At 66.8% G+C, this 26,984-nt stretch carries 26 protein-coding genes; 5 read left to right on the top strand and 21 right to left on the bottom strand.

All coding sequences use genetic code 11. The features are described 5' to 3' along the window. The 11 genes from HMPREF1023_RS08885 to HMPREF1023_RS08835 all read right to left on the bottom strand — a co-directional run. A partial coding sequence (locus HMPREF1023_RS08885) for a DUF1062 domain-containing protein (protein WP_050784829.1) occupies window positions 1–554 on the bottom strand: 554 nt, incomplete at its 3' end. Window positions 555–902: 348 nt separating this feature from the next. Then, a complete protein-coding gene (locus tag HMPREF1023_RS08880; RefSeq protein ID WP_009305903.1) occupies window positions 903–1,274 on the bottom strand; it encodes a metal-dependent transcriptional regulator in 372 nt (123 codons plus the stop codon). A 151-nt stretch (window positions 1,275–1,425) separates the two neighbouring features. Further along, window positions 1,426–3,171 (bottom strand): ABC transporter ATP-binding protein, encoded by a 1,746-nt coding sequence (locus HMPREF1023_RS08875; protein WP_009305901.1) that lies wholly within the window; start codon window positions 3,169–3,171, stop codon window positions 1,426–1,428. A gap of 1 nt (window position 3,172) precedes the next feature. Then, entirely contained in the window at window positions 3,173–5,032 is a 1,860-nt protein-coding gene (locus tag HMPREF1023_RS08870) for an ABC transporter ATP-binding protein (RefSeq protein WP_009305899.1), read from the bottom strand. A 108-nt stretch (window positions 5,033–5,140) separates the two neighbouring features. Continuing rightward, window positions 5,141–6,616: an ABC transporter ATP-binding protein gene (locus HMPREF1023_RS08865; RefSeq protein ID WP_035578755.1), complete on the bottom strand. Its 1,476-nt coding sequence runs from the start codon at window positions 6,614–6,616 to the stop codon at window positions 5,141–5,143. After that, complete coding sequence (locus tag HMPREF1023_RS08860) at window positions 6,613–7,365, bottom strand: energy-coupling factor transporter transmembrane component T (protein WP_015759913.1); 753 nt, start codon at window positions 7,363–7,365, stop codon at window positions 6,613–6,615. Before HMPREF1023_RS08860 ends, HMPREF1023_RS08865 begins: the two co-directional genes overlap by 4 nt. Before the next feature lie 16 nt (window positions 7,366–7,381). Next, window positions 7,382–8,032 carry an MptD family putative ECF transporter S component gene (locus HMPREF1023_RS08855; protein ID WP_009305896.1) on the bottom strand — a complete coding sequence of 217 codons (651 nt, stop codon included), beginning with the start codon at window positions 8,030–8,032 and terminating at the stop codon, window positions 7,382–7,384. 91 nt (window positions 8,033–8,123) lie between these two features. Further along, window positions 8,124–8,735, bottom strand: a complete 612-nt coding sequence (locus HMPREF1023_RS08850; protein WP_009305895.1) for a TetR/AcrR family transcriptional regulator — start codon at window positions 8,733–8,735, stop codon at window positions 8,124–8,126. Window positions 8,736–8,892: 157 nt separating this feature from the next. Beyond that, window positions 8,893–10,365 carry an ABC transporter ATP-binding protein gene (locus HMPREF1023_RS08845; RefSeq protein ID WP_009305894.1) on the bottom strand — a complete coding sequence of 491 codons (1,473 nt, stop codon included), beginning with the start codon at window positions 10,363–10,365 and terminating at the stop codon, window positions 8,893–8,895. After that, window positions 10,365–11,090 carry an energy-coupling factor transporter transmembrane protein EcfT gene (locus HMPREF1023_RS08840; protein WP_009305893.1) on the bottom strand — a complete coding sequence of 242 codons (726 nt, stop codon included), beginning with the start codon at window positions 11,088–11,090 and terminating at the stop codon, window positions 10,365–10,367. Before HMPREF1023_RS08840 ends, HMPREF1023_RS08845 begins: the two co-directional genes overlap by 1 nt. Window positions 11,091–11,097: 7 nt before the next feature. Continuing rightward, window positions 11,098–11,745 (bottom strand): MptD family putative ECF transporter S component, encoded by a 648-nt coding sequence (locus HMPREF1023_RS08835; RefSeq protein ID WP_009305892.1) that lies wholly within the window; start codon window positions 11,743–11,745, stop codon window positions 11,098–11,100. 203 nt (window positions 11,746–11,948) lie between these two features. Between HMPREF1023_RS08835 and HMPREF1023_RS08830 the strand changes: the two genes are divergently transcribed. The 3 genes from HMPREF1023_RS08830 to HMPREF1023_RS08820 all read left to right on the top strand — a co-directional run bounded on the left by HMPREF1023_RS08830 (window position 11,949) and on the right by HMPREF1023_RS08820 (window position 14,467). Continuing rightward, complete coding sequence (locus HMPREF1023_RS08830; RefSeq protein WP_009305891.1) at window positions 11,949–12,923, top strand: helix-turn-helix domain-containing protein; 975 nt, start codon at window positions 11,949–11,951, stop codon at window positions 12,921–12,923. 288 nt (window positions 12,924–13,211) lie between these two features. Then, entirely contained in the window at window positions 13,212–13,916 is a 705-nt protein-coding gene (locus tag HMPREF1023_RS08825; RefSeq protein WP_009305890.1) for a DUF3793 family protein, read from the top strand. A 128-nt stretch (window positions 13,917–14,044) separates the two neighbouring features. Then, window positions 14,045–14,467, top strand: a complete 423-nt coding sequence (locus tag HMPREF1023_RS08820; RefSeq protein ID WP_009305889.1) for a flavodoxin — start codon at window positions 14,045–14,047, stop codon at window positions 14,465–14,467. A gap of 57 nt (window positions 14,468–14,524) precedes the next feature. Here HMPREF1023_RS08820 and HMPREF1023_RS08815 read toward each other — a convergent pair whose 3' ends face one another. Beyond that, window positions 14,525–15,928: an MATE family efflux transporter gene (locus tag HMPREF1023_RS08815; protein ID WP_009305888.1), complete on the bottom strand. Its 1,404-nt coding sequence runs from the start codon at window positions 15,926–15,928 to the stop codon at window positions 14,525–14,527. 105 nt (window positions 15,929–16,033) lie between these two features. On the opposite strand from HMPREF1023_RS08815, the gene HMPREF1023_RS08810 reads away from it, so the two are divergent. Then, complete coding sequence (locus HMPREF1023_RS08810; protein ID WP_009305887.1) at window positions 16,034–17,044, top strand: helix-turn-helix domain-containing protein; 1,011 nt, start codon at window positions 16,034–16,036, stop codon at window positions 17,042–17,044. A 26-nt stretch (window positions 17,045–17,070) separates the two neighbouring features. On the opposite strand, the gene feoB is transcribed toward HMPREF1023_RS08810, so the two are convergent. Then, window positions 17,071–19,173, bottom strand: a complete 2,103-nt coding sequence (gene feoB / locus HMPREF1023_RS08805; RefSeq protein ID WP_009608168.1) for a ferrous iron transport protein B — start codon at window positions 19,171–19,173, stop codon at window positions 17,071–17,073. Then, window positions 19,170–19,397, bottom strand: coding sequence for a FeoA family protein (locus tag HMPREF1023_RS08800; protein WP_009305885.1), 228 nt, complete (start codon window positions 19,395–19,397; stop codon window positions 19,170–19,172). The genes feoB and HMPREF1023_RS08800 overlap by 4 nt, the downstream gene beginning before the upstream one ends. A gap of 210 nt (window positions 19,398–19,607) precedes the next feature. Here HMPREF1023_RS08800 and HMPREF1023_RS08795 point away from each other — a divergent pair, with 210 nt between their 5' ends. Continuing rightward, the gene (locus tag HMPREF1023_RS08795; RefSeq protein WP_229061872.1) at window positions 19,608–20,522 is read left to right on the top strand and encodes an AraC family transcriptional regulator; all 915 of its coding nucleotides are present in this window, start codon (window positions 19,608–19,610) and stop codon (window positions 20,520–20,522) included. Window positions 20,523–20,562: 40 nt separating this feature from the next. Here HMPREF1023_RS08795 and HMPREF1023_RS08790 read toward each other — a convergent pair whose 3' ends face one another. The 7 genes from HMPREF1023_RS08790 to HMPREF1023_RS08765 all read right to left on the bottom strand — a co-directional run bounded on the left by HMPREF1023_RS08790 (window position 20,563) and on the right by HMPREF1023_RS08765 (window position 26,832). Further along, window positions 20,563–20,841, bottom strand: a complete 279-nt coding sequence (locus tag HMPREF1023_RS08790; RefSeq protein ID WP_009305883.1) for a molybdopterin-binding oxidoreductase — start codon at window positions 20,839–20,841, stop codon at window positions 20,563–20,565. A 10-nt stretch (window positions 20,842–20,851) separates the two neighbouring features. Beyond that, window positions 20,852–21,664 carry a molybdopterin-dependent oxidoreductase gene (locus HMPREF1023_RS08785; RefSeq protein ID WP_009305882.1) on the bottom strand — a complete coding sequence of 271 codons (813 nt, stop codon included), beginning with the start codon at window positions 21,662–21,664 and terminating at the stop codon, window positions 20,852–20,854. Between the two features lie 11 nt (window positions 21,665–21,675). Beyond that, window positions 21,676–21,831 (bottom strand): hypothetical protein, encoded by a 156-nt coding sequence (locus HMPREF1023_RS15480; RefSeq protein WP_156788368.1) that lies wholly within the window; start codon window positions 21,829–21,831, stop codon window positions 21,676–21,678. Window positions 21,832–21,887: 56 nt separating this feature from the next. Continuing rightward, on the bottom strand, window positions 21,888–23,258 hold the full coding sequence (locus HMPREF1023_RS08780; RefSeq protein WP_009305881.1) for a hypothetical protein: 1,371 nt from the start codon (window positions 23,256–23,258) through the stop codon (window positions 21,888–21,890). Window positions 23,259–23,323: 65 nt separating this feature from the next. Continuing rightward, window positions 23,324–24,826 carry a Fic family protein gene (locus HMPREF1023_RS08775; protein ID WP_009608074.1) on the bottom strand — a complete coding sequence of 501 codons (1,503 nt, stop codon included), beginning with the start codon at window positions 24,824–24,826 and terminating at the stop codon, window positions 23,324–23,326. Between the two features lie 191 nt (window positions 24,827–25,017). Continuing rightward, on the bottom strand, window positions 25,018–25,476 hold the full coding sequence (locus HMPREF1023_RS08770) for a hypothetical protein (RefSeq protein WP_009305879.1): 459 nt from the start codon (window positions 25,474–25,476) through the stop codon (window positions 25,018–25,020). Window positions 25,477–25,551: 75 nt separating this feature from the next. Further along, a complete protein-coding gene (locus tag HMPREF1023_RS08765) occupies window positions 25,552–26,832 on the bottom strand; it encodes an O-acetylhomoserine aminocarboxypropyltransferase/cysteine synthase family protein (protein ID WP_009305878.1) in 1,281 nt (426 codons plus the stop codon). Window positions 26,833–26,984: the final 152 nt, after the last annotated feature.

Below are 26,984 nucleotides of genomic sequence, written 5' to 3'. Positions count from 1 at the left end.
CGCCCGCGCACGAGGATCGTCTGGTGCGGACGGAGCTTCGCGGCGAGGACGTCGGCTCCGTCGGCGGCGCTCACGTCGCCCGCCTCCACGAGGCGCTCCAAGCCGCTGCGCGAAACGCCCAACTTGGCCCGCAGCACCTCGGCCAGGCGCAGGCCCGCAAGGTCGCCGCCGTCGATTTCAACCCGACAGTCCTCGCCGCCGGCGGGCCGGTCGCCTTCGACGACGAAGGCGACCTTGCCCCGGCGCGCGCCGTTGCGCCTGAGCAAGCCGACGTCGAGCGCGCACCACAGCGCCATCACGGGATCGTTGCCCGTGAACCGCTCGAGCTCTTCGCGGTCGATGCTTCCCGGACGCCCACGGCTGATCACGGCGCTGTTCCACACGCTTCCGCACGTGGCGCACCGGTAGATGAGCCACACGTCCAGACGTTTCTTCTGGGCGTTCACGCGAAACAGGCCCGTGGACGCGAACTCCGCGTCAGCACCGCAGGTCCCACAAGGGCGCAGCGCGACCGGCGCGGCGGTCGCCTCCACGCGCCATATACTCGTTTTCATGATGGTTGTTGCCTTCCTTCGCAATCCGAATACGTTCGAAATGGAAGGTGGGCACAGGCGGCACCACGCCGTTATTCAGCTTTTTCATACAGGGAACCTCTCTGATTGTCTGTGCATCTCAACCGGACGGCCCATCGCAAAACGGCCGCTCGCAGCGGCGGCAGGCGGACGGGCAGCGCCCATCACGAAGCGGCCGCGCGCGGCGCGGCAGCGGATGGGACGGATGTGTCGCGTGGTTTAGCGGTTGGGAGGAACAGTCATGAGAGGAGAGCCTTTCGTTGGGTTGCGGGCCATGAGGCCCGGGCCGCCATCATACCGGGCGACCCGCCGCGCGTCAACCGAGCGCTCTCAGCCGCGCGCGTCGAGCGCGGTTACCAGCTTCCGGAACGAGTCCTCGCACAGGCAGTGCTCGAGGCGGCACGCCTCCTCGTCGGCGACGACGGCCTCCACGCCCGCAGCGCGCAGCAGAGCGCGGAAGAACGCATGGCGTTCGCTGACGCGCTCGGCCACGGCGCGCCCCTCGGCGGTGAGCCGCACGTCGTGGGCCACCACGTGCACGAGCTTCTGGCGCTCCAGCTTGGACAGCGCCTTCGACACGCTCGCCTTCGACACGCCCAGCCGGCCGGCTACGTCCACGGCGCGGACGTAGCCGTGCTCGCGCTCCAGCGCCAACACGGCTTTCAGATAGTCTTCGGCAGACTCATGAACAGGCTGCTTCACCTGCACCTCCTCTCCGCGCGGGCGGCCGCCGCGCGCGCAGTGCGTTTCCCTTCCCTCCGGTATAGCAGAAACGGGCCGCCCGTTCCGCTCCAAACAGCCGCGCGCCTACTCCGATCGGACATTTCGCAGGCGGCGCGCGACGGCGCGCGCCCTACCCCGCCAGGCGCCAGCCGGCGGCTTCGCGTCGCAGGTTCACGAAGTCGCGGTAGAGCCCCTGCTCGCCCATGAGCTGGTCGTGCGTGCCCCGCTGCACGATGCGGCCCTCGTCCACCACGAGGATCTGATCGGCGCCGGCCACCGTGTTCAGGCGGTGCGCGATGGACACGAGGGTCTTGCCGCGCGTGAGCTCGCCGATGGCGGCGATCAGCTCGTGCTCGTTCTCAGGATCGACCGAGCTCGTGGCCTCGTCCAAGATGACGATGGGCGCATCCTTCATGATGGCGCGCGCGATGGAGATGCGCTGGCGCTCCCCGCCCGAGAGGCTGGCGCCGCCCTCCTCGAGCACCGTGTCGTAGCCCTGCGGCAGCTGCATGATGAACTCGTGGCAGCGGGCGCGCCTGGCGGCGGCCTCCACGTCGGCATGGGTGGCGTTCGGCATGCCGAACTTGATGTTGTTCTCCACGGTGTCGTTGAACAGATACACGTTCTGGAACACCATCGACACGTGCGCGAGCAGGCTCTCGGCCGTGCCCTTGCGCACGTCCTGGCCCCCGAGCAGCACCGCGCCGGCGTCCACGTCCCAGAATCGGGCCATGAGGTTCACGAGCGTCGTCTTGCCCGAGCCGCTGGGCCCCACGATGGCGCAGCTCGTGCCCTGCGGGATGCGCAGCGACACGTCGTCGATGACGCGCCGGTCGGCGTCGTAACCGAACGAGACGCCGTTCATCTCGATGCCGAAATCGGCGGGCGCGAGCGGCGCGTCCGTCGCGTTCTGCTTCGGGATGTCGCACACCTCGTCGACGCGGTCGAGCTCGCCTTCGATCTTCTTCGTGAGGAACGCCGCATCGTTCGCGTGGATGAGCTCGCCGTAGATCATGAACGCGGCCACGAGCAGCGTGAGCGCCCACGACAGCGGCAGCGCGCCGTTCAGGTACAGCGCGCACGCGGTGAACAGCACCGCGCAGCTGGCCAGGTTGAACACGAGCGCGTACAGCTTGAGGATGCCCTGCGCGGCGGCCTCCTGATGGTAATCGGCCGCGCGCTTCTGCTGGAACGACGCCTTCGCGGCGGCCAGCGATTCGTCGGGCGTGGCGAACGTGCGCAGCACGGCCATGCCGCGAGCGTACTCGATCACCTTGTCAGCCATGGCCTCCTGCGCGGCGGTCACCTCGCGCGTCACGCTGGTGGCGCGGCGGCGCAGCACGTTCAGCACGCACAGGCCCGCGGCGATGCCCGCGAACGTGATGGCCGCGATGGGCCAGGCCACGGCGAGGAAGAACAGGCTCATGATCACCGCCATGGCCACGCCGCCCGTCAGACCCGTCAGGCAGATGGTCATGAACTCCTCCAGCTGGTGCACCGTCGTGGTCAGCGTCGTGGTGACGGCCGACAGGCGCTGCTCGGAGAAGTAGCCCATGGGCGCGGCCTTCAGCCGGTCGCCCACGCGCAGGCGCAGGTCGCGGAAGATGTGGAAGCCCTGCGCGTCCATCGTGATGTCCACGAGGTACTGGAACACGTACTGCCCGATCACGCTGACAGCCAAGATGCCCAGGCATTGCAGCGCCACGACGGCGTCGAGGTGGTCGCGGTTCTCGAGCGCCCAGAACACCGCGCCCAGCATACCGGCCATGAAGAACGCTTTCAGGATGTTGCACACCATGCCCCACGTCAGGCTGCGCCGCGCCGCCGGAGAGAAGCTGCCAGCCAGGTCGAGCACGCGTTTGATGAGCGCGAACATGCTACATCGCCTCCTTGATATCGTTGTCGCCCGTCGTCGAAACGTCAGCGAGGGTTTCCCCGGTGCCACCGGGGGAAGCCGCAGCGTCGGCCGGTTCCGCTGTTCGTAGAACAGCGGAACTTCTGTGCTGCTCCCACATGCGACGGTACAGCGGGCAGCATTCCAGCAGCTTGTCGTGCGTGCCGCGGGCGACGATGCGGCCGGTGTCCATGACGAGGATCTGGTCGGCGCCCGTCACGGTGGACAGGCGGTGCGCGATGGTGACGAGCGTCTTCCCGACCACGAGCTTGCTGATGGCGCGCTCGACGAGCGCCTCGTTCTCGGGATCGGCGTAGGCCGTCGCCTCGTCGAGGATGACGATGGGCGCGTTCTTCAAAATGGCGCGTGCGATGGCGATGCGCTGCTTCTCGCCGCCGCTCAGCCTCTCGCCCGCCTCGCCGGCGCGCGTGTCGTAGCCCTGCGGCAAGCGGCTGATGAACTCGTGGCAACCCGCCGCGCGGGCGGCGGCCTCCACGTCGACCTGCGAAGCGGCAGGACGCCCCATGCGAATGTTGTCGGCAAGCGTGCGGTCGAACAGGAACGTGTCCTGCGCCACGTAGGAGATATGCTCCATGAGCTGCTGGTACGGGATGTTCCGCACATCGACCCCGTCGAACGCGACGCGCCCGTCCGTTGCATCCCAGAACCCGGCCATGAGCTTCGCCACGGTCGATTTGCCCGAACCGCTGGGCCCCACGATGGCCGTGATCTGCCCGGGATGCGTCTCGAAGCTGACGCCGTGCAGCACCTCGGCCCCCTCGTGGTAGGAGAACGACACGTTCTCGAACGCGAACGACTCGCCGTCCAGCCGCACGCGCTCGGCGGGGCGCACGAGCTCGGGCGTGCCCAGGAAGTCCCAGATGACGTTGAGGCACACGTCCATGCGCGAGATCTGGCCGCCCGCCTGCGCGAACTTCAGCAGCGGCGCAATGAAGCCCAGCGGGATGACGATGCACGTCAGGAATATCGGCAGCGTCAGCTGGCCTGCGGACATGAGCCACACGCCCAGCGGCAGCGACACGAGCAGCGTGCACGGCACCACCGACTTGACGGCCGCCATCCACACCCAGCTCTGCTTGAACCACGCGAGCGTCGAGTCGTGGTACTCGGCGACCGCGGTGGAGAATCCGCCGTACGAGCTGGCCGTACGCCCGAACGCCTTGATCACCTGGATGCCGTTCACGTACTCCACGAGCGACGAGTTCATCCGCTGCTCGCTGCCGATGTAGCGGGCCATCTTCGGCTTGTAATCGCGCATCATGGCCGCATAGAACAGCACGCCCAGAGGGATGGTGGCCAGCCCGGCCAGCCCCATGCGCCAGTCGAGCGCGAACACGATGACCATGGCCAGCAACGGCCCGAACACGTTCGACGGCAGCTCGGGCATGAAGTGGGCGATGGCGTCTTCCAGCTGGTTCACGTTGTCGACGAAGCGGTTCTTGAACGTGCCGGTGGGCGTGTCGATGATCGTGCCCATGGGAACGCGCTCCATCTTCTCCGCCATCTGGTCGCGCATGGTGGCCAGCGCCTTGAACGCGATGCGGTGGCTCATCATGGACGAGCGCCACGTGCAGAAGAAGCGCGCGACGTGCGCGAGCGCGGCGACGGCCGCCAGGAGGGCCGCGCGCTCGAACGTCAGCGTGCCCTCGATGAGCCCCGCCGCCAACAGCGCGATCACCACGTAAGGCACCATGCCCACGGCCTCGCCGATACAGGCCAGCACGAGCGAGCACACCATGCGCCCGCGATCCGGCCGCATGAAGTAGTACAGCTTCGCGAACGCGCTTGGCCGCACGTCGCGGTTCGCCGGAGAAACTTCCATTGGTCAACTCCTCAAGTTAGCTTTATCAAACTTCGCTCAGAATGCCCGAAACGCGCGCCCGCCGGCACAGGATCGAGGGACTCCCGCCGCATCGCGGCACCGAAACGACTATTCGGGGTTGCGGAGCGCACTCGCATCGCCAGGGCCGTCGAAGCCGACCTCGACCGCCGACCCGCCCTCGCCGATGCGCAGCACCCGGTCGCACGCCGCCAGCAAGAACTCGTAGTCGTGGGTGATCACCACGATGCCGCGCCCTTCTTCGGCCAGGTCCCGCAACAGCTGCGCCACGCCCATCATCGACGCCCAGTCCAAGCCGCTCGTGGGCTCGTCGAGGCACACGACCTTCGCATCCTTCATGTAGGCCACCGCGATGGACAGCCGCTGCTTCTGGCCTCCCGACAGCGATGCCGGGTGACGGTCCTCCAGCCCCGCAAGCCCCATGCGCGCAAGCGCTGCGCGCGCTCGCGCCGTGCGCGCCTCGTCGGCACGCTCGCCCAGAAGCAGCTCGGCTTCGACGCTTTCCGCGAACAGCTGGCAATCCGAATCCTGCATGACCAGGTAGCTTGCCCGCACGCGCTCCTTCGGCCGCAACGCGACGCCGCCGATGGACACCGTGCCCGCACACTCCGTCTTGAGACCGCACACGAGGTCGATCAGCGTGCTTTTGCCCACGCCGTTGCGTCCGACGATGCCCACGACCTCGCCCTCCCGCACCGAGAACGACGTTCCCTTCAGCACGGGCGGCGCGCCCCGATAGCCGAAGCTCACGTCGCGCACTTCAAGGACCGCAGGCCCCCGGGCCTCCGCGCGCGGCACGGCGCGCACCTCGTCGAGGCTCGACGCGCGCAAGCCCAGCTCGTGCGATGCCTCGGGCGTAAGACGCGCCAATTCTCCCGCGGCGAAACGCCGCTCCACGCGCCCTGCACGCAGCAGCAGCGCCTCGTCGGCAAGGTCGGCCAGATAGTGAACCCGATGCTCGGACACCACCACGGTCACGCCGCGGTGCAGCAGCGTCTCGACGATGGTGCGCAGCCGAGCGGTGGCCACCTCGTCGAGGTTCGCCGACGGCTCGTCCATCACCACCACGCGCGGGCGCATCGCCAGCACCGACGCAACCGCCACCGCTTGCTTCTCGCCGCTCGACAGGTCGAAGATGCTGCGGTCCATCAGGTGCGCGACGCCGCACGCTCCGGCCGCTTCGGCCACGCGTCGGCGCATCTCGAGCGCGGGAACGCCGAGGTTCTCGCACGAGAACGCGATTTCGGACGACACGTCGGTGGCGAAGAACTGGCTGCGCGGATCCTGGAACACCGACCCCACCGCGCCGGCCAGCCGCTGCACGCTGACGGAAGCCGGCTCCATGCCGCACACGTCCACCGAGCCGTCGAGCGCGCCTCCCTCGAAGAAATGGGGGACCAGCCCGTTCAGCAGGCGCGTCGCAGTGGTTTTACCGCACCCGCTCGCGCCCAGCAGCAGCACGAGCTTCCCGCCGCCCGCGCGCAGGTCGAGGCCGCGCAGCGCAGGCTGGCCATCGTGGGCGTAACGAACCGTCGCACCTGCCACCACCACCTCGTTGGCCGTCATAGCACGTTCACCGCCCACGCGACATAACCGGCCGCCGTACAGACGAGCACCGCCGCCGTCACGAGCGCCCCCGACGCTCCGATGCGCACGTCGCGGTACGTCGTGCGCGCACCCACGAGGTCGAGGCCGCGCGTCATGGCGGAAGCGGCCAGATCGTCGGCGATTTTGATGGTGCGGATGATGAGCGGCACCAGCACGTACTCGAGCGAGCGGCCGGGATGCAGCACCAGGTTGCGCGCCGAGAGCTCCACACCGCGCAGCCGCATGGTGGCGCTGATCTTCCGGAACTCGTCGGCAGCCGTGGGAAGGTAGCGAAACACCACGGCGATGGTGATGACGAGGCCGCGCGGCAGGCGCAAGCGCTGCAGCGACGCGATGAGATCATCGATGCGCAACCCCACCGACATCCACATGATCAGCGCAAACGTAGACAGCGAGCGCGCGAAAATGAAGAAGAGAAAACCCACCATGCCCGCCACCGTGGCGTTGGGGATGAACCCCGCGCCCCACTCGGCAAGCGCCACCGCCGCGAGCACGGCCACGAATCCCAGCGCGCGACGCGCCTCGCCCGACAGCAGCCACAGCGCCGCGATAATCGCATAGCACCACAGCAACAGGGCACGATGCGGGCTGAACAGCGCGGCCGACCCCACCACGAGGACGATAAGCAGCTTCATCCGCGGGTCGAGGTTTCTCACCGCCGGCACGCCCGATCCCCCGTCGCGAGGCACGGCGGTCGCGTTCTGCATGCGCGCGGCCTCCATATCAGGCGATCCCCGCGCGTTCGAAGTGCTTCTTCAGCACAGCGCGTCCCAGCAGCGAGCCCAGAACGCCGCCAAGCGCGGTAACGCCCAGGCAGACGAAGAACAGAGGGCCCGCCACGATATCGAACACGCTGCCGTAGAACTCAGCCATCGTGGGCACCGAGTTCAAAAAGAAGTCCTTCATGAGCACGAGCGGGGCGAACGCGCCCAGATACCAGCCCACCATGATGGACGTGAAGCTGGCGGCCATGGTGGCGAAGCGCTTGCGGTTGGCGACGTTCCAGATAACCTCGCCAGCCAGCGCGCCCAATGCGATGACGAGGCCGGTAAGCCAAAAACTCATACCCACGAGCAGCCCCACGAGCACGCCCGAGATGAGCACGACGCCGCGCTTGTTCACCTTCGCGTACATCAGCATGAAGATGATGCCCAACGGGATGGCCTGGATGCCCAGCGTGAAACACCAGCCGATGGGCGTCGAGCCCGCAATCATGCCGATGCTGAAATACACCACCAGTTCCAGCACGGTGAGCACCGCGATGGTCACGAAGTCGCGCACGTTCAGGCGCTCGTTGCGCGCTCCCGGCCGCTTTCCCGCGGGCACGGCCTCGGTTTCGGGCATGGCTTGCGCCTGCCCTGCGTTCTGTTGCATGGCGTTTCCTTTCAAATGTTAGATTAGGGTAACCTTTGGTTCGAGAAAAGGCGGATCCCGTCCGCCTCGTCTTCCGTTTCCTCACCGCATGTTAGAAGCCGAACACCACCTGCCAATTGAAGAACCCGGCGATGCGCTTGCAGTATCCGAGCGCCTTTTCCAGGGGGAACCCGTGGACGAGGGGCTCGAACACGGTGGACCAGTACGCCGTGAGCAGGATGTGCAACTCGTCGGCGTCGATGTCGCTCACCGGCAAATCGCGCCGACGCGCCTCGTTCACGAACTCCATGCACAACGCCGTGTTGCGCGCCACGAAGTCGTGAAGGAAGTTCGCATAGGCCGTGCCCTCTGCACAGCACAACAGGAGCCGCATCCCTTCGTAGCGCTCGTAGAAGTAGATCATCCACTGGCGATGGATATCTTCGGACAGAGCCCACAGCTCGCGAAGGTTCTTATCGTCCATGAGCGCGTAATCGCGGCGCTTCGCCTCTTCCTCAAGCGCGCGGATGTCGGCGAGCGTGGGAGCTACCACGGCTTCGAACAGATCGGCCTTCCCCTTGTAGCGTTTGTAGAGCGCACCCGTCGTCACGCCGGCGTCCGCGCAGATGCTCTGCAAGGACGCTCCCTCGAAGCCGCGGGCGAGGAACTCCCGCCGTGCGCTGTCGAGGATGCGAGGGTCGATGCTCGCGTCGGATTTCGACAAGCTTCCAACCGCCTTTCCCTCTACTGATAATTTCATTATCGATAATGTGATTATCAGTATAGAGGCGCTCCGGGCGGATTGCAAGCCCGAACTTGCGGCGCGGTTCGCGATCGACAGCGCACGGGCAATCGGCTCGCCCGCCTTCCCCGTCGGGTGCCTAGCCTTTCAGCTCCACGACGGCATCGCCGGCGAGAGCGGCCAGCAGGTTGTCGTGGGTGATGATCGCCACGGCCTTGCCGCCGGCGGCCAGGGTGCGGCACCACGCGGACACCTCGCGCACGCCGCGGCCGTCGAGGCCGCTCGTGGGCTCGTCCAGCACGATGAGGTCGGCGTCCGAGCAGTACGCCGCCGCCAGCGTCACGCGCTGCTTCTGACCGCCCGACAGGCTCGCAGGATGTCGATCGGCCAGATCGACCAGGTCGAACGCCTCGAGCGCCTCCCATGCGCGCGCCTTCAGCGCCTCGTCCACGCGCCGCCCCAGCACCACCTCGTCGGCCACGCTGCCGGCGTACAGCTGGTAGTCGGCGTCCTGCATGACGAAGTAGCTGCGCCGCCGTCGCTCGCGGCGCGGCACGGGGCGGCCGTCGAACGTCACGCGCCCCGCCTGCTCGCGCGTCGCGCCGCACAGCACCTTCGCGAGCGTGGTCTTGCCCGCCCCGTTCGGGCCCTCGATCACCGTCACCGCCCCGCAGGCGAACGCGGCATCGAAGTCGCGGATGCCCCGCTTCGTGGACGGGTAGCGGTACGTCAGCCCCTCGACCCGCCAACCGCTCGCTGCAGGCGCAACGCCGCCGACGCCCGGCGCGGGCGCGGCCATGTCCGGATGCCGCAAGCCGTATGCCGCCGCGTCCTCCAGCCCGAGCCGTGCGAACGCGTCGGCGCTCCACCGCTCAACGACGCGGCCGGCGCGCAGGCACACGTAGGCGTCGGCCACCGGCAGCAGCTGGTGGAGCCGATGCTCGGATACCACCACCGCGGTGCCGCGGCGCTTGAGCTCGGCCAGGATGCGCACGAGCGCCTCGGAGCCCTGCGCGTCCAGGTTGGACGTGGGTTCGTCCAGCACGAGCACGGCCGGACCGCACGCGATGGCGGCGGCGAGGGCCACCCGCTGCTTCTGGCCGCTCGACAGCTCGGACAGCTTCTCGCCCAGAAGCCCTTCCACGCCGCACGTCTCGGCGGCGGCATGCACGCGGCGCACGGTTTCGGCGGGGTCCACCCCCAGGTTCTCGGCCGAAAACGCGATCTCGTCACCCACCGTCCCCATGAAGAACTGGCTGCGCGGGTCCTGCATCACCACGCCGAGGCGCTCGGTGCGCTCCCGCGGTGCGAGCCGGCGCACGTCGGCGCCGCACACCTCCACGACGCCCGTCAGATCGCCGGGAAAGAACGTGCCCGCCAACCCGTCCACCAGGCGCAACACGGTGGACTTGCCGTCGCCCGAGCGCCCGCACAGCACGAGGCAGCGGCCGGGAGCCACCGACAGCGACACGTCGTCCACGCGGCTGCCCGATGCGGGCGCGGCAGAACCCGCTTCCGCTTCCAACCCCCGCTCGGATTCGTCCACGTAGCGAAACGAAGCCCGGTCGAGCAGCACGGCCGCCGCCCGCTCGCTGTCCTGCGCTTGCGCCATCACGCCACCTTCCCCCACACGCACAGCCCCGCGCACACGGCCAGCACCGCCACGGCGGCAAGGGCGTCGCGCGCCTCGAATCCCACATGATGCACCGACGTGCGCACGCCGTCGGCCTCGATGCCCCGCAGCTCCGCCGACGCGGCCAGCTCGGCCGACAGGCGCAAACAGCGCATGACAAGCGGCGTGTAGCAGCACTCGTAGGCGAGGGCGGGATGCAGCGCCACGTCGATCGCGCGCGGGAACACCCCGCGCAGCCGGATGCCGCGCACGATGGAGCGCGCCTCGAACGAGAGCACCGACGCGAAGCGGAACAGCATGCACACGCCCACGAGCACGCGCTGCGGCACGCGCCACCGCGCGAGCGCGCACATGATAGCCGAAGGAGACAGCGAGAACAACGCGCAGCCCGCCGTGAACGGCGGCACCATGTGCAGCAGGCTCACGAACAGCACCCCGTACAGCCCCGGCAGCGGCAGGAAGCTGAGGCCCGCGACGACGGCGAAGCTTGCGCACGAGCGCAGCGCCAAGCGAGCGCGCCCGTTGCCCGCCAGGTACAACGCGGCAGCCACCTGCAACAACGCCGTCTCCAGCAAGCCGGTGAGCACGATGGACGCAACGCCGAACGCCACGACGGCCAGCAGATGCGTGCGCGGGTCGAGGCCGAACAGGCCCGCGCGCAGGTCGGGGCGCGCGAAGGGGCGCGCTTGCGAGCTCGTCTCCATCGGGCGCTTACGCGATCTTCGCTTTGCGGACGTGCTTCTTCAGGAACTTCGCGCCGATGACCGCGCCGAGCGCCGTACCGGCGGCGAACATCGCCAGCATGAGCAGGATCCACGGCAGCTCCGTGTACTGCGACACCATGGCGGCCACGTCGCTCGCGCTGTAATACGCGCCCAGCTGCTCCATGTACGCATCCTTGAACAGGAGATACGGGATAATGCCGTAACAGGCGAACGTCGCCCAGTACACGAAGAAGCCCACGGCCGAACGCACGATGCTGCGGTACGACCCCTTCCCCCACATCACCAGCTCGCCGATCACGGCGCCCACCACGGCCACGGGCGCGCAGTACAGGCCGCCCATGAACGTGTACAGGACGCCGAACAGCAGGATGGAGCCGCCCAGCACGCCGCGTTTGCCGATGCGATCGGCCATGACCAGGTAGAACGGAGTGGATACCAGCGGGAACAGCCACGATCCCACGAAGAAGGTGTTCTGCGGCGAGAGCACCGCGTCCTCCGCCAGCTTCACGACCATCGTCGCCACGATGATGACGATGTTGAAGATGACGAACGTGAGCACATCCCGCGTCGTCCACCGGTTCGCCGTCGCGGAAGCCGCCCTCTCCCCCTGCGTGTTTGCCACGTTCGATGCCATTGCGCACGCTCCTTTCCCGTCGAACGCCGCCAACCGGCAGCGCGTTGTTAACCCTCGGTAACTTTTTGGTATAATGAGCGAATCAGCCGGACGGCAGCAGCGACGACGGGCGCGCGCGACGATTCACGGCAGCGAAACGACCGTTTCGGGCAGTGCGGAACGCACGCGATCGGCAGCCCGGGGGCAGACGGAGGAGGAAGCGAATGCGCAGCATCAAAGACGACATGTACGACGAGGCGTTCCGCCTCTGGGACATGGTGCCCGCCGGCACGGTGCCGGGATACGGTTCGGCGGGCAGCGTCTACCGGTTCGCGAACGGCTGCGGGCACGGCGAATACTGGGCCTACTTCCACGACAACCTCTTCGCCGTCAACGCCTTCGACATGACGTTCGAGCACGCCGGCGTCATGCGCTACCGCCACGCCGAGCACCTGTCCATCGGATACTACGAAGCCGCCGACCTCATCGTGCAGAGCGGCGGCAGCACGCTGCGCGCCGGGGCCATATCCACCTACCTCGCCGAGGAGGGCGCCGAGTACGTGGCGCTCTACCAGCCAGGATCGGCCACCCGAGCGACCTCCATCACCATCTCGCCCGACTACTATCGCGACTATCTGCAGGCCCGCTTCGGGAACATCCCCGACGTGCGCCGCGCCTTCGCGCTGGTAGACGGGCGCACCGACTTCCCCGAGCTGGTAGCCCTGTTCAAGCAGGTGCGCGCCTACCAGGGCACGGGCATGGCGGCCACCCTGTTCTACGAAGGGGCGGTGGCCGAGGCGCTTGCGCTGGTCATCGAGCGCGCGGCGATCATCGAGGCGGAGCGCGCCGAGGGCAGCGTGTTGACGCTTTCAAAGGAGGACCGTGCAGCCCTCGACGACCTGAGCGCCTACATCAGCGGAAATCTTGCGGGCGCCCTGTCCTGCGAGGAGCTCGCGCGCCGCGCCTGCATGGGGCGGACGAAGCTGAAGGCCGCGTTCAAGGCGGCGTACGGCACCTCGCCCGCGGCGTTCGTCGCGGACGCGCGCATCGAGCGCGCCATCGAGCTGCTCAACTCCACCGACGAGCCCATCGCCCACATCGCGCGCGCCGTGGGCTACCGCAAGCCCGGCGCGTTCGCCGAAGCCTTCCGCCGCCGCACCGGCGTGCCCCCCAGCGCCTACCGCCGCCGCAGCGCCTGAGCGGAGGCGATCGAGGGATCGTCGAGGGTCGCGCCTCGAATGAAACCAGAACGAATGTTTCACGTGAAACATTCGGACGCCCGGATGCCGACCCCTTGCGCAGCTCGGGGAGAACGACGCAAGGCGAGGAGCGCAACGTCCGCGGGTCCTGCGCTGCCGCATACGTTGCGCGTCTGGCGCTTTTTCGGATCCGTGCTTGACGAACCTCCGACACTCGGGTATATGTTATCCAAAGCTAACTTATAGGCGCATCCGACACCCGCGGAGGCGCTGCCCGAGGGAGGCCGCATGGAAGCAATCGAGCAGGAATTATCGCCTTGCGAAGCGTTCGAACGCAAGCTGGTGCACCACTGCACCCCCACGCTCGCGGCGCTCAAACCCGCGAACCTGTTCACCTGCCGCAGCACCCTCTCCCCCACGGCCGTCCAGCACGGACGGCGCCCGACCGCGGCGGCCCTGCGCGACGACCAGCTGTCCGACGCGCTGCGCGCCTGCCGCGCCAAGCTGGCGCCGCACGGCGTGCGCATCGAGGTGCTGGCCCGCCGCACGAGCGGGGCGCTCGTGTACGTGTACCGGCCCCGGCTGCTCACGCGCGCCATCCAGCAGGAGCAGGTGGCCGCGTTCCTGACCGCCGAGGGCTACGACCCCTCGTCGCTGTCGGCCTGCATCGAGAAGCTGCACAAGCGCATCTGCGGCACCGACCTGCAAAGCCAGATGACGGGACGCTGCTCGTTCCCGCACGAGATCGGCTTCTTCCTGGGCTATCCCTACGAGGACGTCATCGGCTTCATCGACAACGAAGGCGAGAACTTCCTGTGCAGCGGATGCTGGAAGGTATACGCGAAAGAGCGCGACGCCCAAACGTGCTTCTGCTGCTACAAAAACTGCACCACCATGTACCAGCAGCTGTTCGACGAGGGCGTTTCCATCGAATGCCTCGCCGCGGTGGACGAGGACTTCCCCGCCGCCGAGGCGTTCCGCGCGGCCGGCTAGCGCGCGAGCGGACGGCACGTGAGACGCGGGATGCGGCTCTGTTGAGCGAGGTGCGCGGCGCGGCTTCGTCGCGCACCTCGCTCAACAGAGAGCGCATGCGACATCCCTCGACACGAAGGAGATACCCTATGAGCAAGGTTGCAATCGTCTACTGGAGCGGCACGGGCAACACCGAGGCCATGGCCGACCTCATCGCGCAAGGCGTGCGCGCGGCCGGCGGCACGGCCGACCTCGTGCATGCCGCGGACTTCACCGCCGAGCGCGTGGAGGACTACGACGCCCTCGCCTTCGGCTGCCCCGCCATGGGCGACGAAGAGCTGGAGGATATGGAGTTCCTCCCGATGTACGACCAGGTAGAGCCCCATTTAGCCGGTCACAAGGTGGTGCTGTTCGGCTCGTACGAGTGGAACGACGGCGAGTGGATGGAGCTGTGGGAGAAGCGCGCCGAAGAAGCCGGCGTCGACGTGGCCGATTCCGTGATCGCCTACGACTACCCCGACGACGAGGCCAGCGCCGAATGCCTGCGCGTCGGAAACCTGCTGGCCGGCTAGCAGACACGCGAACGGCCCGGGACGCGCGCCTGCCGCGCGACCCGGGCCGCCTGCGCGTTACGCCCGCGCGGCTTCCCCCTCCTCGATCGCGGCCGTCCGCGCGCGGCCCTTCCCCATCCCGCGGCACGTGCGCACCATGAGGGCGACGGCGATCAGCGCCAGCAAGCCGTCGGTGATCGCGCAGGCCAGCCACACGCCGTGGATGCCGAGACCGCCCAGGTTCGGCACGATCAGCACGAGCGGCACGAACAGCAGCAACGGCCGCGCAAGCGCGAGCAGCGCCGCCAAACCGCCCTTCCCCAACGACTGGAACAGCGTGATGCCCATCACCATGACGCCCATCGCCAGATAGGCGACGAAGAACACGCGGAAGTCGTCAACGCCTTGCGCCACGAGCGCCGGATCGGTGATGAACAGCGACAACGCGGCCTCGGGGAACAGCATGGCGGGTATCCAGAACAGCAGCGCAAGCCCCGTCGCCCCCAGCGAGAACGCCACGGTGCACCTTCTCACGCGGTCGTACAGCCCGGCGCCGTAGTTCGTGCCCGCCGCGGGCTGGAAGCCGTTGCTCATGCCCCACAGCGGGATGAACGCGAACGACTGGATGCGCAGCGCCGCGCCGAACAGCACCTGCCACTCCGCGCCGCCCCACTCGGCCGCCGCGCGGTAGATGATCGCCTGCTGGACGAGCGTGAGCACCTGCATGAGCATGGCCGACACGCCCACCTTCGCCACCTCGGCCAGCACCGCGCGCGACGCCGCCACGCGCACGATGCGCGCCGTCTTCTCGCGCTTGACGAACCACCATAGCATCACGCCCGCCAGCACAGCCTGCGACAGCACGGTGGCGCACGCGGCTCCTTCCAGGCCCAGCCCCTGATCGCGCAGCGCGAGGATGAACACCGGCGCGAGGACCATGTTGAGGATGGCGCCGCCGGCCATGATGCCCATGGCGCGGGCCAGCTCCCCCTCGCCGCGCATGATCATGTTCGAGCTTTGGGCGAAGTTCACGAACAGGCTGCCGAGGAATATGATGCGCAGGTAGCACTCCCCCAGGTCGAGCATGGCGCCTTCCGCGCCCGTGAGCGCGAGCAGCGGGCGGGCGAACGCGACGCCCACCACCGTCACGGCGAGGGACAGCACGAGGTTCATGACGACGAGGTTGCCCATCACCTGGTCGATGCTCTTCTGATCGCGCGCGCCGATGGCCCGCGACAGCACGGAGGCCGAGCCCATGCCGATCATGGCCGCCAGCCCCGAGTTGATGAACGTGAACGGGTATGCGATGGACACCGCACCCATCGCGTCAACGCCGATCAGCTGACCTGCGTAGATCGCGTCGACGAACGTGTACAGGCCGATGACCACCATGCCCACGATAGCCGGCAGGCTCAACGACACCATGAGCCTGCCGGGCGATCGGGTGAGTATGAGCTCGCGTTTGTTTTCTGATGATGCCATATATGCTCCTATCGCTCTATCATGTTATCCTGGTCTAACTTAGAGACGAGCGCGTCCGGGCGCAAGGGCGGGCGCGCAAACGCGTTGGAACGGAAGGAGGGCGCGTTGATTCGCGCAGACGGAAATCGGGACGGCACGGCTGCCGCATGCGCCGACTACGACATCATGCGCGAGGTGTTCCTCCCCTGCCTCGCCGACATGCAGATGGAGGAAACGTGCGCGGCGGACGTGGGCGCGCCCGAACGCGAGGGGCGCATGTTCCGCATGCCGCGCGACGTGGCCTCGGGATACTTCTGGCTGTACGCCGAGCGCGATTTCGCCATCTCGGCGACCGACATGCTGTTCCCCCGCGACTTCCGCGAGCAATGCCGGCATCCGCGCTTCGTCTCGGTGCGCTACTACCTGTCGGGAAGCTGCGTCGAGAGCGTCACGAACCGCACGGTGGAGGCACCTTACCTGGAGGGGCACGTTCTGGACACGCCGCATTGGGACTGCCTGTGCCGGGCCGGCACGCCCATCCGCAACGTCGAGATCATGCTCGCCCCGCCGTTTTACGAGCAGTATTTGCGCGAGGTGTACCGGGATGAGGCCTTCAGCGCCGAGGAGGCGTTCGCCAGCATCGACGGGCTTTCCGACTTCCCCGAGATGGTGGTGCTGCTCAAGCAGGTGGAAGCCTACCGCGGACGCGGCGCGTCGGCGCGGCTGTTCTACCGCAGCAAGGTTGAGGAAGCGGTGGCGCTCGTCGTGGACAAGTCGCGCGCGATGGCCGGCGAGCGCGCCAGCGAACTGGCCAGCGAGGACATGCACGCCATCGAGCGCGTGCGGCGGCGCCTGGAGCAGCAGCTGGCCGCGCCCGTGGACGCCGACGAGCTGGCCCGCATCGCCTGCATGGGCCAGACCAAGCTGCGGCGCACCTTCAAGCAGGCGTGCGGCTGCACCATCGTGGAGTACCGCCAGCGCTTGCGCTGCGCGAAGGCCGCCGAGCTGCTGGCCGCCGGCGACGCGCCCGTGGCGCAGGTTGCCGCAGCCGTCGGCTACCGCCCCGAGCGCCTGGCCGAGCTGTTCGCCCGCACCCACCACACCACCCCCAGCGCCTACCGCGCCGCCATGCGCTAGGCGCTCCGGGGAGGCGCGGGAGGACGTTACCCCAGGAACAGCGACGATACGTGGAACACGACGAACGCGAGCGCGAGCGATGCGCAGAAGTAGAACGCGATCATGAGCGCCGTCCACTTCCCCGAATGCGTCTCGCCGTAGGTAGCCGCCACCGAGGCCATGCATGGCACATTGAAGGTGAACGCGAACATGAACGCGAGCGCCTCGGGCTGCGAGATGGCCGACGCCATCACCTGGCCGATGTCGGCGGCCACCGGCCCCATGCCGCCAACGGCCGTGGTGAGCGTCCCCGTGCCCAGAAACAGCCCCGACAGCACGCCCAACGCCGACTCCTTGATGGCCATCGCGCATAGGTACGCCATGAACGTCTGCCACCCCAGGCCGAAGAAGCTGGTCACCGGCTCGATAGCCTCGCCGATCGCGTACAGGGCCGTGTTCTGCGGGTTGCCGTCCGGGCTGTAGACGAGCAGCCACACCACCGCGGTCACGATGAACACCACGCGCACCGCTCGCTTGAACACGTGCTTCGAGCGGGCGATCGCCGTCGAGAACACGTTCTTCCAGCGCGGTGCATGGTACGGGGGCAGCTCCATGACCAAACCGGCGCGCTCGTCGCCGCTCACGAGGTGCGGCCCGAACAGCTTTCCCACGAGGTACATGAGCAGCAACGAGGTCAGGAAGATGGCCACCACAACGACAGGCGACCACGGCCCGAAGAACGCCACCGCCAGCACCGGCACGACGCCCCAGGTGGAAGCGCAGGGCACCGCCCATGCCATGGCGACGGTCAGCACGCGCTGACCCCATGAGTCGATGACGCGGGTGCCCGACGCGCCGCCGATGGTGCACCCCAGGCACACGACGAACGGCATGATGGACTTGCCTTGCAGGCCGAAGCGCGCCATCGTGGAGTCGAACACGTACGAGATACGGGCCATGTAGCCCACTTCCTCGAGCGCGCCGAACACGAGGTTGATGCCGAACACGAAGCCCACCATCATCGTGGCGAATCGCAGGCTGTCGAACAGGACGCCGCTCACGAAGCTGCCCAGCACAGCGGGCGCTCCCAGGGCGACGAGCCCTGCGGCCGCGTACTCGCCGATGAGCGAGAACAGGCCGCCCACCGCCATGATGGGCATGGCGGGGACGAACGTCGCCAGGAGCCCCACCAGGATGATGCCGATGGCGAGGGGCTTGCCCCAGCGCGATCCCGTGGCGATGCGGTCGAATCTCGAGAGCGTCGAGCGGGTGCGGGAACCCCGAACGGCGCCGTCGAGCACCCCGTCGATCCATGAGAACTTGCACGTCCCTCCACGCTGCACGCCGTGCTCGATCGGCTCGAGCGCGGCCGCCAAGCGCGCTCGATCGCGTTCGTCGAGCGCTTCGTCGACCAGCGCGCGGACCGGAACGTCGCCCTCGAGCAGCTTGCCCGTCAGCCAAGCCGGCGTCAGCGCGCCGACGCTCCGCTCCGGCACGAGGGCGCGCACGTCGTCGTAGACGGCTCCGAACTCGACGCGGCACGCCTCGGCCAGCGCGGTCGCATCAAGCGCATGAGGGTCGGCGATGGCACGATCGAGCGCCTGATAGAACAGGTCGCAGTGCGCGCGATCGGCCGCGACGAACGGCACGACCGGTATCCCGAGCCTGCGCTCCAGCACCTTCGCGTCGATGCGCTTGCCCTGGGCCTCGGCGACGTCCATGAGGTTCAGCACGAGCATGCAGGCGCAATCGACGCCCGCGAAGTCGGCGAGCATGTACAGGCTTCGTTCCAGCTGCGAGGCGTCCGCGAGCACGCATACGACGTCGGCCCTGCCCGAGGCGATGTAGTCGCGCGTGACCACTTCCTCCTCCGAATTCGCCGAGAGGCTGTAGGTGCCGGGAAGATCGCACACCGCGTAATCGACGCCGCCGCGCGAAAAACCGCCCTCCTTCTTCTCCACCGTCTTGCCCGGCCAGTTCCCCACGCGCTGCCGCGAACCGGTCAGCGCGTTGAACAGGGTTGATTTGCCCGAGTTGGGCTGACCGAGCAAGGCGACGGAGCAGGTGGGCGCCCCGGAGACCACCGCTGCGCCCGATGGCGCGGACACCGCGGCGTCCAGCTCTTCGAGCACCGCCTCCCGCGCGCTCACGAGCGCACCTGCACGTCGATGCGGGCGCAGTCTTCGGCATCGACGGCTATCACGCTGTCGCGCCCGTACACCAGCACCGGTCGCTTGCGCACGTTCTGCAGCACCTGCACTTCGCAGCCCACGGTCAGCCCGATGGACGTGACGCGTCCGACGAACCGCGCATCCCCTTCCACTCCGGATATCACAGCCACGTCTCCCGTGGCCGCATCGCTCAATTTGCTCATGATTTCTCCTTGTCGTACCTAGAGGTCGCGCGACAAGGGTAAGGGTTTGCGATCGCTCCACTCAACTCCATGCGTCTTCTTCTGCTCCAAACGCAAACGAGTTAGCCATTTCTAACTACCGGCGGGATACAATAGGAACGAAGGACCGACCGACAGGAGGCCACCACGAACGTACTCGAACCATTCGGCACCTTGCAGCTCGACCGCGGCATGCGCGTGGTTGTCGAGCCCGGCGGCGCCCACACGCTGCTCGTCGAGAACGAGCAGGGGCGCGGCCACATGACAACGCTCTTCGCCTCGCCGCGTCTCTTCATCGCAACGGTCGATTTCAACTTGGAGATATGCCCCATCCTCGTGAACGCCCAAGAGGTTCGCGGGTGCTGGATCACCCTGGACTACTGCCAGGAGGGACGGTGCGAGGTGGCCATGCCGGGCGAAAGCGCGATCATCGTGAAACCGGGCGACTGCTGCCTGAGCGCGTCGCGGCGCCTGCCGAGCGAATACCGGTACCCGCTCGGCCGATACCGCGGCATCAAACTGTGCTTCAGCGACGGGGTGACGAACGAGCCGGCGTACGGAGTGATGCGCGAGGCGGGTTTCTCTTTCGGCTCCTGGATCGAACAGCTCGACCCTGCGGTGCTGTTCGAGGGAGACGACCAGCTGAACGCGCTCATGGCGTCGTTCGAGGCGCTGGTGGACCCGTTCGATGCGCCGCGCAGCAAGCTGCGGTTCATGGAGGTGCTGCTGCACGTCAAGGCGCGGGGGTTGCCGACGGGGCGCCGACATTCGTATTACACGAAATCGCACATGCGCATCGCGCGGACGACGCATGATCGGCTGTGCGCCGATCTGGGGTGCGACTACCGGCTGCGCGACATCGCCGACTCGTTCGGCATCAGCGTGACCAGCCTCAACAACTACTTTCAGGGAGTGTACGGCGTGCCCGTTCCCACGTACCTGCGCGAAAGGCGCTTGCAGGAGGCCGCGAAGCTGCTCGAGGTCACCGACGAAAGCGTCGCCACCATCGCCGCACGGGTGGGCTACGCGAACCCCAGTAAATTCAGCGCCGCGTTCAAACGGCGCTACAACGCCACTCCCCGCGAGTATCGGACGGAACGGCGCTGAGGAGGAGCCGGGGCGCTCTGCACCCGGCCCCTCCCCCACCTTAGGCGGCCGTGAACTCGGCCACGTCCGCGAGCGGGCTGGCCGCGCCGGCGTCGTTCACCGAGCGCACGAGCAGCCGGTAGAACCCGGGCCGCTCGGGCGTGTACGAGAACGTCCAGTGCACCCACAGATCGTCGGTGGAATCCGACACGTCGTACGTGGTCCAGTTCGCGCCGTTGTCGAGCGAGAACTGCACCGACACGATCTGCTTGCCGTAGTCCTCGGCGTACCCGCTGAACGTCACCGGCTTGCCCACGGATACCTGCATCGGAGCGATCATCGTGCGCCCCCTAGCCCTGCGTTCCCGCGAGCACGCCCGCGTTGGGGCTGTTGGGATGCTCGTCGGCCGCACCCGGAGTCGCGGGCGCGACGTCCTCGGTGGACACCACGATTTCCACGACGTCGCGCACGAAGTAGTTCGCCGGCGTCTTCGTCATCCACAGCTGGTTGCTGCCGCCCACGGAGGCCGACAGGTCCTCGTCGTTGATCTCGTAGGACAGCACCGCATGGCGCCCCACCACGTAGCCCAGCGGGAACGTCTGCTGCGTGCCGTCGGCCGACACGAACGTCACGGCGTTCGCACCCGGAGCCGCGCCGGCCTTCGCCAGCAGATGCTCCACCGGGATGCCCGTCACGTCCGCGGTGACGATGGCGCGCCCGCCGGCGGGGTTGCCGCCGCAGGTGCAGGTCATCACGTTGCTGGTCGACTCCTCGTTGGCGAGGTCGCCCACCGAAGCGGTGAACGCCGTTTCCACGTCGCCCGACACGGACAGCTTCCAGCCCAGCGGGTTGTCCGCCACGAGGGGCACCGTCGCGCCGCAGATGGCCTGCGACACGCGCTGGAAGAAGGTCTTGATCACCTCGTTGGACGTGATGGTGGTCTGGTCGAACGAGAACTCGCCCTCCACCTGGGCGGGCGTGACCTGTGCGCTCTCGACAGCCGTGCCGTTCGTCGCGGCCTCGGTGCCGCCGGCGGCCACGGGCTCGTCGGTAGCGGGTTCGCCGGCCAGCGCCACCGCCGGCGCGGCCGCCATGGAGGCGACCATGGTGAACCCCGCGAGGGCAGAGATCGTGGCACGACCGCGTTGCGTCGTTGTTTTCATTATCGTACCCCCTACTCTACCGTGAACATGAACTGGGTGTCGTACTGGCAGACGCGATCGGCGCCGTCGGGCGTGATGCTGGTCGTGCGGATGTCCAACAGGTAGGCGCCGGCCGCGGGCGGCGTGAAGTCCATGCGCCAGTACGTCCAGTTGTCGGCCGTTCTCAAGCAGCCAGTCGATGCCCATCTTCGCGTAGTCGCGTACCCGTCGCTGCCGATGGGGCTCACCACGCGACGCGGTCATCGTCACGAAGATGGACGGCGAGCTGCTGCCCAACTCGCAGGGCTATCCCTGCATGATCTGGGTGAACAAGACGTCCGGCGGCAACTTCACGAAGCGCATCTCCAACCTCACGTTCATGACGGTGCCCGACGACAAGATCGACGCCGAGCTGTACGTGGGCCAGTTCACCGACGACCGCACGGGCGAGATCTACTCCAAGCCCAACAGCGGCGTGCTGAACTATCCCACCGGCATCGTGCTGTCCGGCGAGGAGGCGAAGACCGTGCATCTGGAGGGTTTCGCCGACGCATGGGACGAGCCCATCAAGAAGATGGAATTCTCCTTCGATCACGGCGAGACGTGGACCGTGGTGGACACGCCCGACAACAGCCTGGCCCACGCCGTTGATGGTGCAGTCCATCTTCATGACCTGCTTCACGGTGCCGAACTGCTGCTCCATCTCGGGAAGCGTCATCTCGACGGGGTTCTCGCAATCGCCGTCGATGGAGATGACCCAGTTCTCGTAGATGGACTTATCCTGCTTGGAATCGTCGGTCAACCACTGGCTGGGCTCGTCTTTCACGGTCTTGAAGATGCGGTTTTCAGCCGGCGTGACCGTGGTCTGATCGTAGGAGACCGAAGCCTTCAGCTCGTCGGCCTTCACGTCGGTGATGCCCTTGTACAGGTCGTACTTGACCTCGTCCCAGCGATCGAACACGCCGGTGTCGGGGTTGATGTAGTGGCACGACTGGCAGTTGCCGTCGTCGTCGTTCAGGAACATCGTGCTGTTCATATGCAGCGTGTGAATGGCATCGGCCAGCTTATGCCCCGAATACGAGTCGGAGTGGCACGCGATGCAGTTCTGATAGCCCTGCTCGGTGGGATACCCGAAGAAGATCAGGCGATGGTACGTAGGCAGGCTCATCAGCGCGTTCTCCAACGTGTGGCACGATGTGCACCCGCGTTTGTCGGCATCGAGGTACGTATTGTTCCATCCCAGCTCATCGGCAGGGACCGGTTGCACGAGGTTGCCGTTGCGGTCGGTATAGCGACGCGGCGCCTTCGCCTTCGCGTTGGCCTCGTTCTTCTCGGTGTTCTTGTAGAAGCCGGGGAGCGCGGCCACGTTGTCGATGAAGCGGCCTTCCGTGGGGAACCCGCTGTACGCCGCCAACTCGTCCACGCCGTCGCCGGCCTTCTCGCTTGCGGCGCTTTCCGCCTTTTTCTCAGGCGCTTTCGCGTCGTCGTTCGCGGCCTTCGGGCTGCAGCCCCATGCTGCGAACGAAGCCACTAGCGCAATCGCCAGCAGCACAACCAGTACTTTCGTCTTGCTTGGACCGTGCGAGCACGATTGCCCGCTCATGATGCGTTTCATTGACCCTCCTTTGACAATGGAATCGGCCGTGCCCTTCCGAAATCCTCCTTCCCCTTCGCCCTCCGTCACTCGTCGTTCGAGCGGCGACGCCTCCGCGGACCGTCACAGTCGGCGATAGGCGTGCGCCGGAAGTCGTAATGCTCGATATAGGTCTTGTCCAGCAGGGACTTTTCATAGAATCCCACGCCCCGGTTATACTCAGCAGCAATGTCGTCCGGGCTTTTGCATTCGTCGCGCAGCGCCCCGTCCTCACGGTAGTATCGGTGAAGGGCTTCGGCGCAGCGCTCCCTCACATAGGTTGCGAACACATCCTCGAACTCGTCCGAGGCCACGAAGAAATGGCGGATCCCGTCATCGTGCTGGCGAAGGAAACCCTGATCGAGCAGACGGGCGAAATCGCTGCGCGCACACGGATACGACACGTCGTAACGCTGCGCGTGGATGCCGTAGGTGAATTCCGCATTGCTGTGTAACACGGCCTCCAGCAGCACCTCCTTCTGACGGAAGTTCATGCTCTCGTCGGAATCGATGATGATGCGAAAACGTTCTCGACGGCGCGCCATGCCGTCCAGTTTGGTCATGAACCATCGCTGCCCCTCGACGAGCATCTGCACCGCCCGCTCGAAGAAGAGCGTCCAATCGCAGAAGCCATCGCACGGCACCACCAGCTCTTCGGGCACAAGGGGCGAATCGCAGACGCGATCGTCGTCATCAAGCGGGAACAATAGCTTGACGACGGGAACATGCGCCGAGAAATGATAGCCGGCACGATGCAGCACGATGAAGTACAGCAAATAGGCAAGAACATCGTTCCCGGCAGAGAACAGGTGGAACGCCTTGAAATAGCAAAGCGCTATCAAAGCATCCACTAAAGTATGGCCACCGTCGGGCGCGCACACGTGAGCGCAGAACGACTCCAGCGCCTTCGCGCGCAGCTCATCCGCCGCGCTCTCGCCACAGCCCTCGATCTCGCGCACCTCCTTGATGGAAATGCCTTCGACGAGCCGTTCGTGCAGACGCTCGATGAACGCTACGGTGAACGGCCCCTCCCGGTAGTCCTCGATGCTTATCAGTATCTTGCCGGCATTCGATACCAGCAGCTCGATGCCGTTGGCGGGCTCGCGCGCCTGCACGCACACGCGCCTGAGCCTCACCGCGTCGAGCTCGGCGTTCTCCAGACGAACCGCGCGCACCACTTCGTCGGCCGCAAGGTTCAACTCGAAGTGACCACCCTCGGGATGGCTCAAAATGCTCCCGTAATGCACGGCCAATCCCTCGTTAACTTGGAACTCTTCAAGCAGCTTGTTCAAACGCCAAGTGGGGGCGTACCAGTTGCCCGAAACGGATCGAACGTCGGCCGGCCCCTCCGCAACCGCCTCGAAGGGGACGGGCAGCACGCGGCCTTGGCATCGGCGCAGGTTGTTGAGCGCGAACCAACACAGCGACAGGTCCTCCTGACGCACGTTGAGCTCGGCCGCCAACGACTCGAGCGTCGGCGCCTTCTTCGCAGCCAGCGCCAAAGCGTTGCCCAACAGCGAGAAATCGTCCATTATGAGCTTCTTCATCATGAGCACCCCTCCCGGCCCTCACGTGCATGTTCGCAGATGCGGCGCATGCACTTCAAGGCATCGAGACGCGACTAGAAACTATTTACCACCGGACGTGAAAGGGCTTGCGTTTCGTGGAAAAGCGAAAAGCCCGCGCGCTGGGAAGCGAGCGGGCTCGAATGTCCGCGGCCGCGAGAGCGAACCGCATTTGGTCAGGTATTTCGTTCGTTATCGTAGCGCATATAACCGGGCACCCTATCCACCTTGCGCATCTCCACCAGGTCGCCCGCGCCGTAGCGGACGTACAGCGCTCCCGCCCCCTGGGCATCGGAGTACGCAAGATGGACCCAGCCGACCCCGTTGCCGCTCTCGTCTTCCAGCACGTAGATGTTCGGATCGACGGTTTCCTTGAACGCGCCTTTGACATGCGCGCCCGGAGCCTTCGACGCTTCCCACGAGGGCTCGCCGTCGAGCGTCTGAAATGCGATGGTGCCGATGCCGTCCCGGCCGGGATCCCCCTGATAGGTGCCTCTCAGCTCGAACCCTTCGTCGATGCCTCGTCGCATGGCGTTTGAATCGCCCACGGCATTCGCAACCGCGAAGATGCCGACCAGCAGCAACGCTCCCGCCACGCCTATGCCAACGCGCACGAAAAGCTTCTTGCGTTCCATGGGGCACCTCCGCGACCGAATTCCAAACCGGCTTTTCCGCTGGGGCTTCTCTGCGGGTCAGTTTACCATGCTTCGCTACACGGCCGCCAGCGCCTGGTCTATGTCGGCGATGAGGTCCTCGGTGGCTTCGATGCCGCACGACAGGCGGATGAGATCCGGCGTGATGCCGGCAGCCGCCAGCTCCTCGTCGTTCATCTGGCGATGCGTCGCGTTGGCCGGATGCAGCACGCAGGTGCGCGCATCGGCCACGTGCGTGGCTATCTGCGCCAGCTTGAGGTTCGCCATGAACGTCTCGGCCGCGGCGCGCCCGCCGGCCACGCCGAAGCTCACCACGCCGCTGGCGCCGTTCGGCAGGTACTTCTGCGCCAGCTCGTATTGGTCGTCGCCCGGCAAGCCGGGGTAGCGCACCCAGGCGATCTTCGGATGCGCGGCCAGATGCTGCGCCAACGCCAGGCCGTTCTTGCTGTGCTGCGCCATGCGCAGGTGCAGGCTTTCCAGCCCCAGGTTGACGAGGTAGGCGTTCTGCGGCGACTGGATGGCGCCGAAGTCGCGCATGAGCTGGGCCGTCGCCTTCGTGATGAACGCGCCGCCCAAGCCGAAGCGCTCGGTGTACGTCACTCCGTGGTAGCTCTCGTCGGGCTCGCACAGGCCGGGGAACTTGTCGGCATGCGCCGTCCAATCGAACTTCCCGGAGTCCACGATGGCCCCGCCCACGCTGGCGCCATGGCCGTCCATGTACTTCGTGGTGGAGTGCGTCACGATGTCGGCGCCCCACTCGATGGGACGGCAGTTCACCGGCGTGGGGAACGTGTTGTCCACGATCAGCGGCACCCCGTGCGCGTGCGCGGCGGCGGCGAAGCGCTCGATGTCGAGCACCGCCAGCGCCGGATTCGCGATGGCCTCGCCGAACACGGCCTTCGTGTTCGGCCGGAACGCGGCCTCCAGCTCCTCGTCGGTGCAGTCGGGCGAAACGAACGTGCATTCCAGGCCCATGCGCTTCATGGTCACGGCCAGCAGGTTGTACGTGCCGCCGTAGATGGCCGAGCTGGCTACGACATGATCGCCCGCGCCGGCGATGTTGAACACGGCGAAGAAGTTCGCAGCCTGGCCCGACGACGTGAGCATGGCCGCCGTGCCGCCCTCGAGCTCGGCGATTTTGGCCGCCACGAAGTCGTTCGTGGGGTTCGCCAGACGCGTGTAGAAGTACCCGGCCTCCTCGAGGTCGAACAGGCGGCCCATGTGCTCGCTCGTGTCGTACTTCCAGGTGGTGGACTGGTAGATGGGAATCTGGCGCGGCTCGCCGTCGCCGGGACGGTAGCCGCCCTGTACGCAGGTGGTGCTGATGGATTCGCTCATGGATGCTCCTTGTTGCGGGATTGCGGATTGCGCTCTTGCGATCCGGCTCATTATGCCATCATGGTTTACGCGACGGTAGTTCTATCTTCCGATAGCATGTTATCGATAATTCAGATAAACCGGTCATCTGATTAGAAGGTATCATGATACAG

Origin of the sequence: Eggerthella sp. 1_3_56FAA, assembly GCF_000185625.1 — a bacterium.
In the GTDB taxonomy this organism is placed as follows: Bacteria; Actinomycetota; Coriobacteriia; order Coriobacteriales; family Eggerthellaceae; genus Eggerthella; species Eggerthella lenta.
Note: the sequence above shows the minus strand (reverse complement) of the source record. Positions and strands in the feature narration are given on the sequence as shown.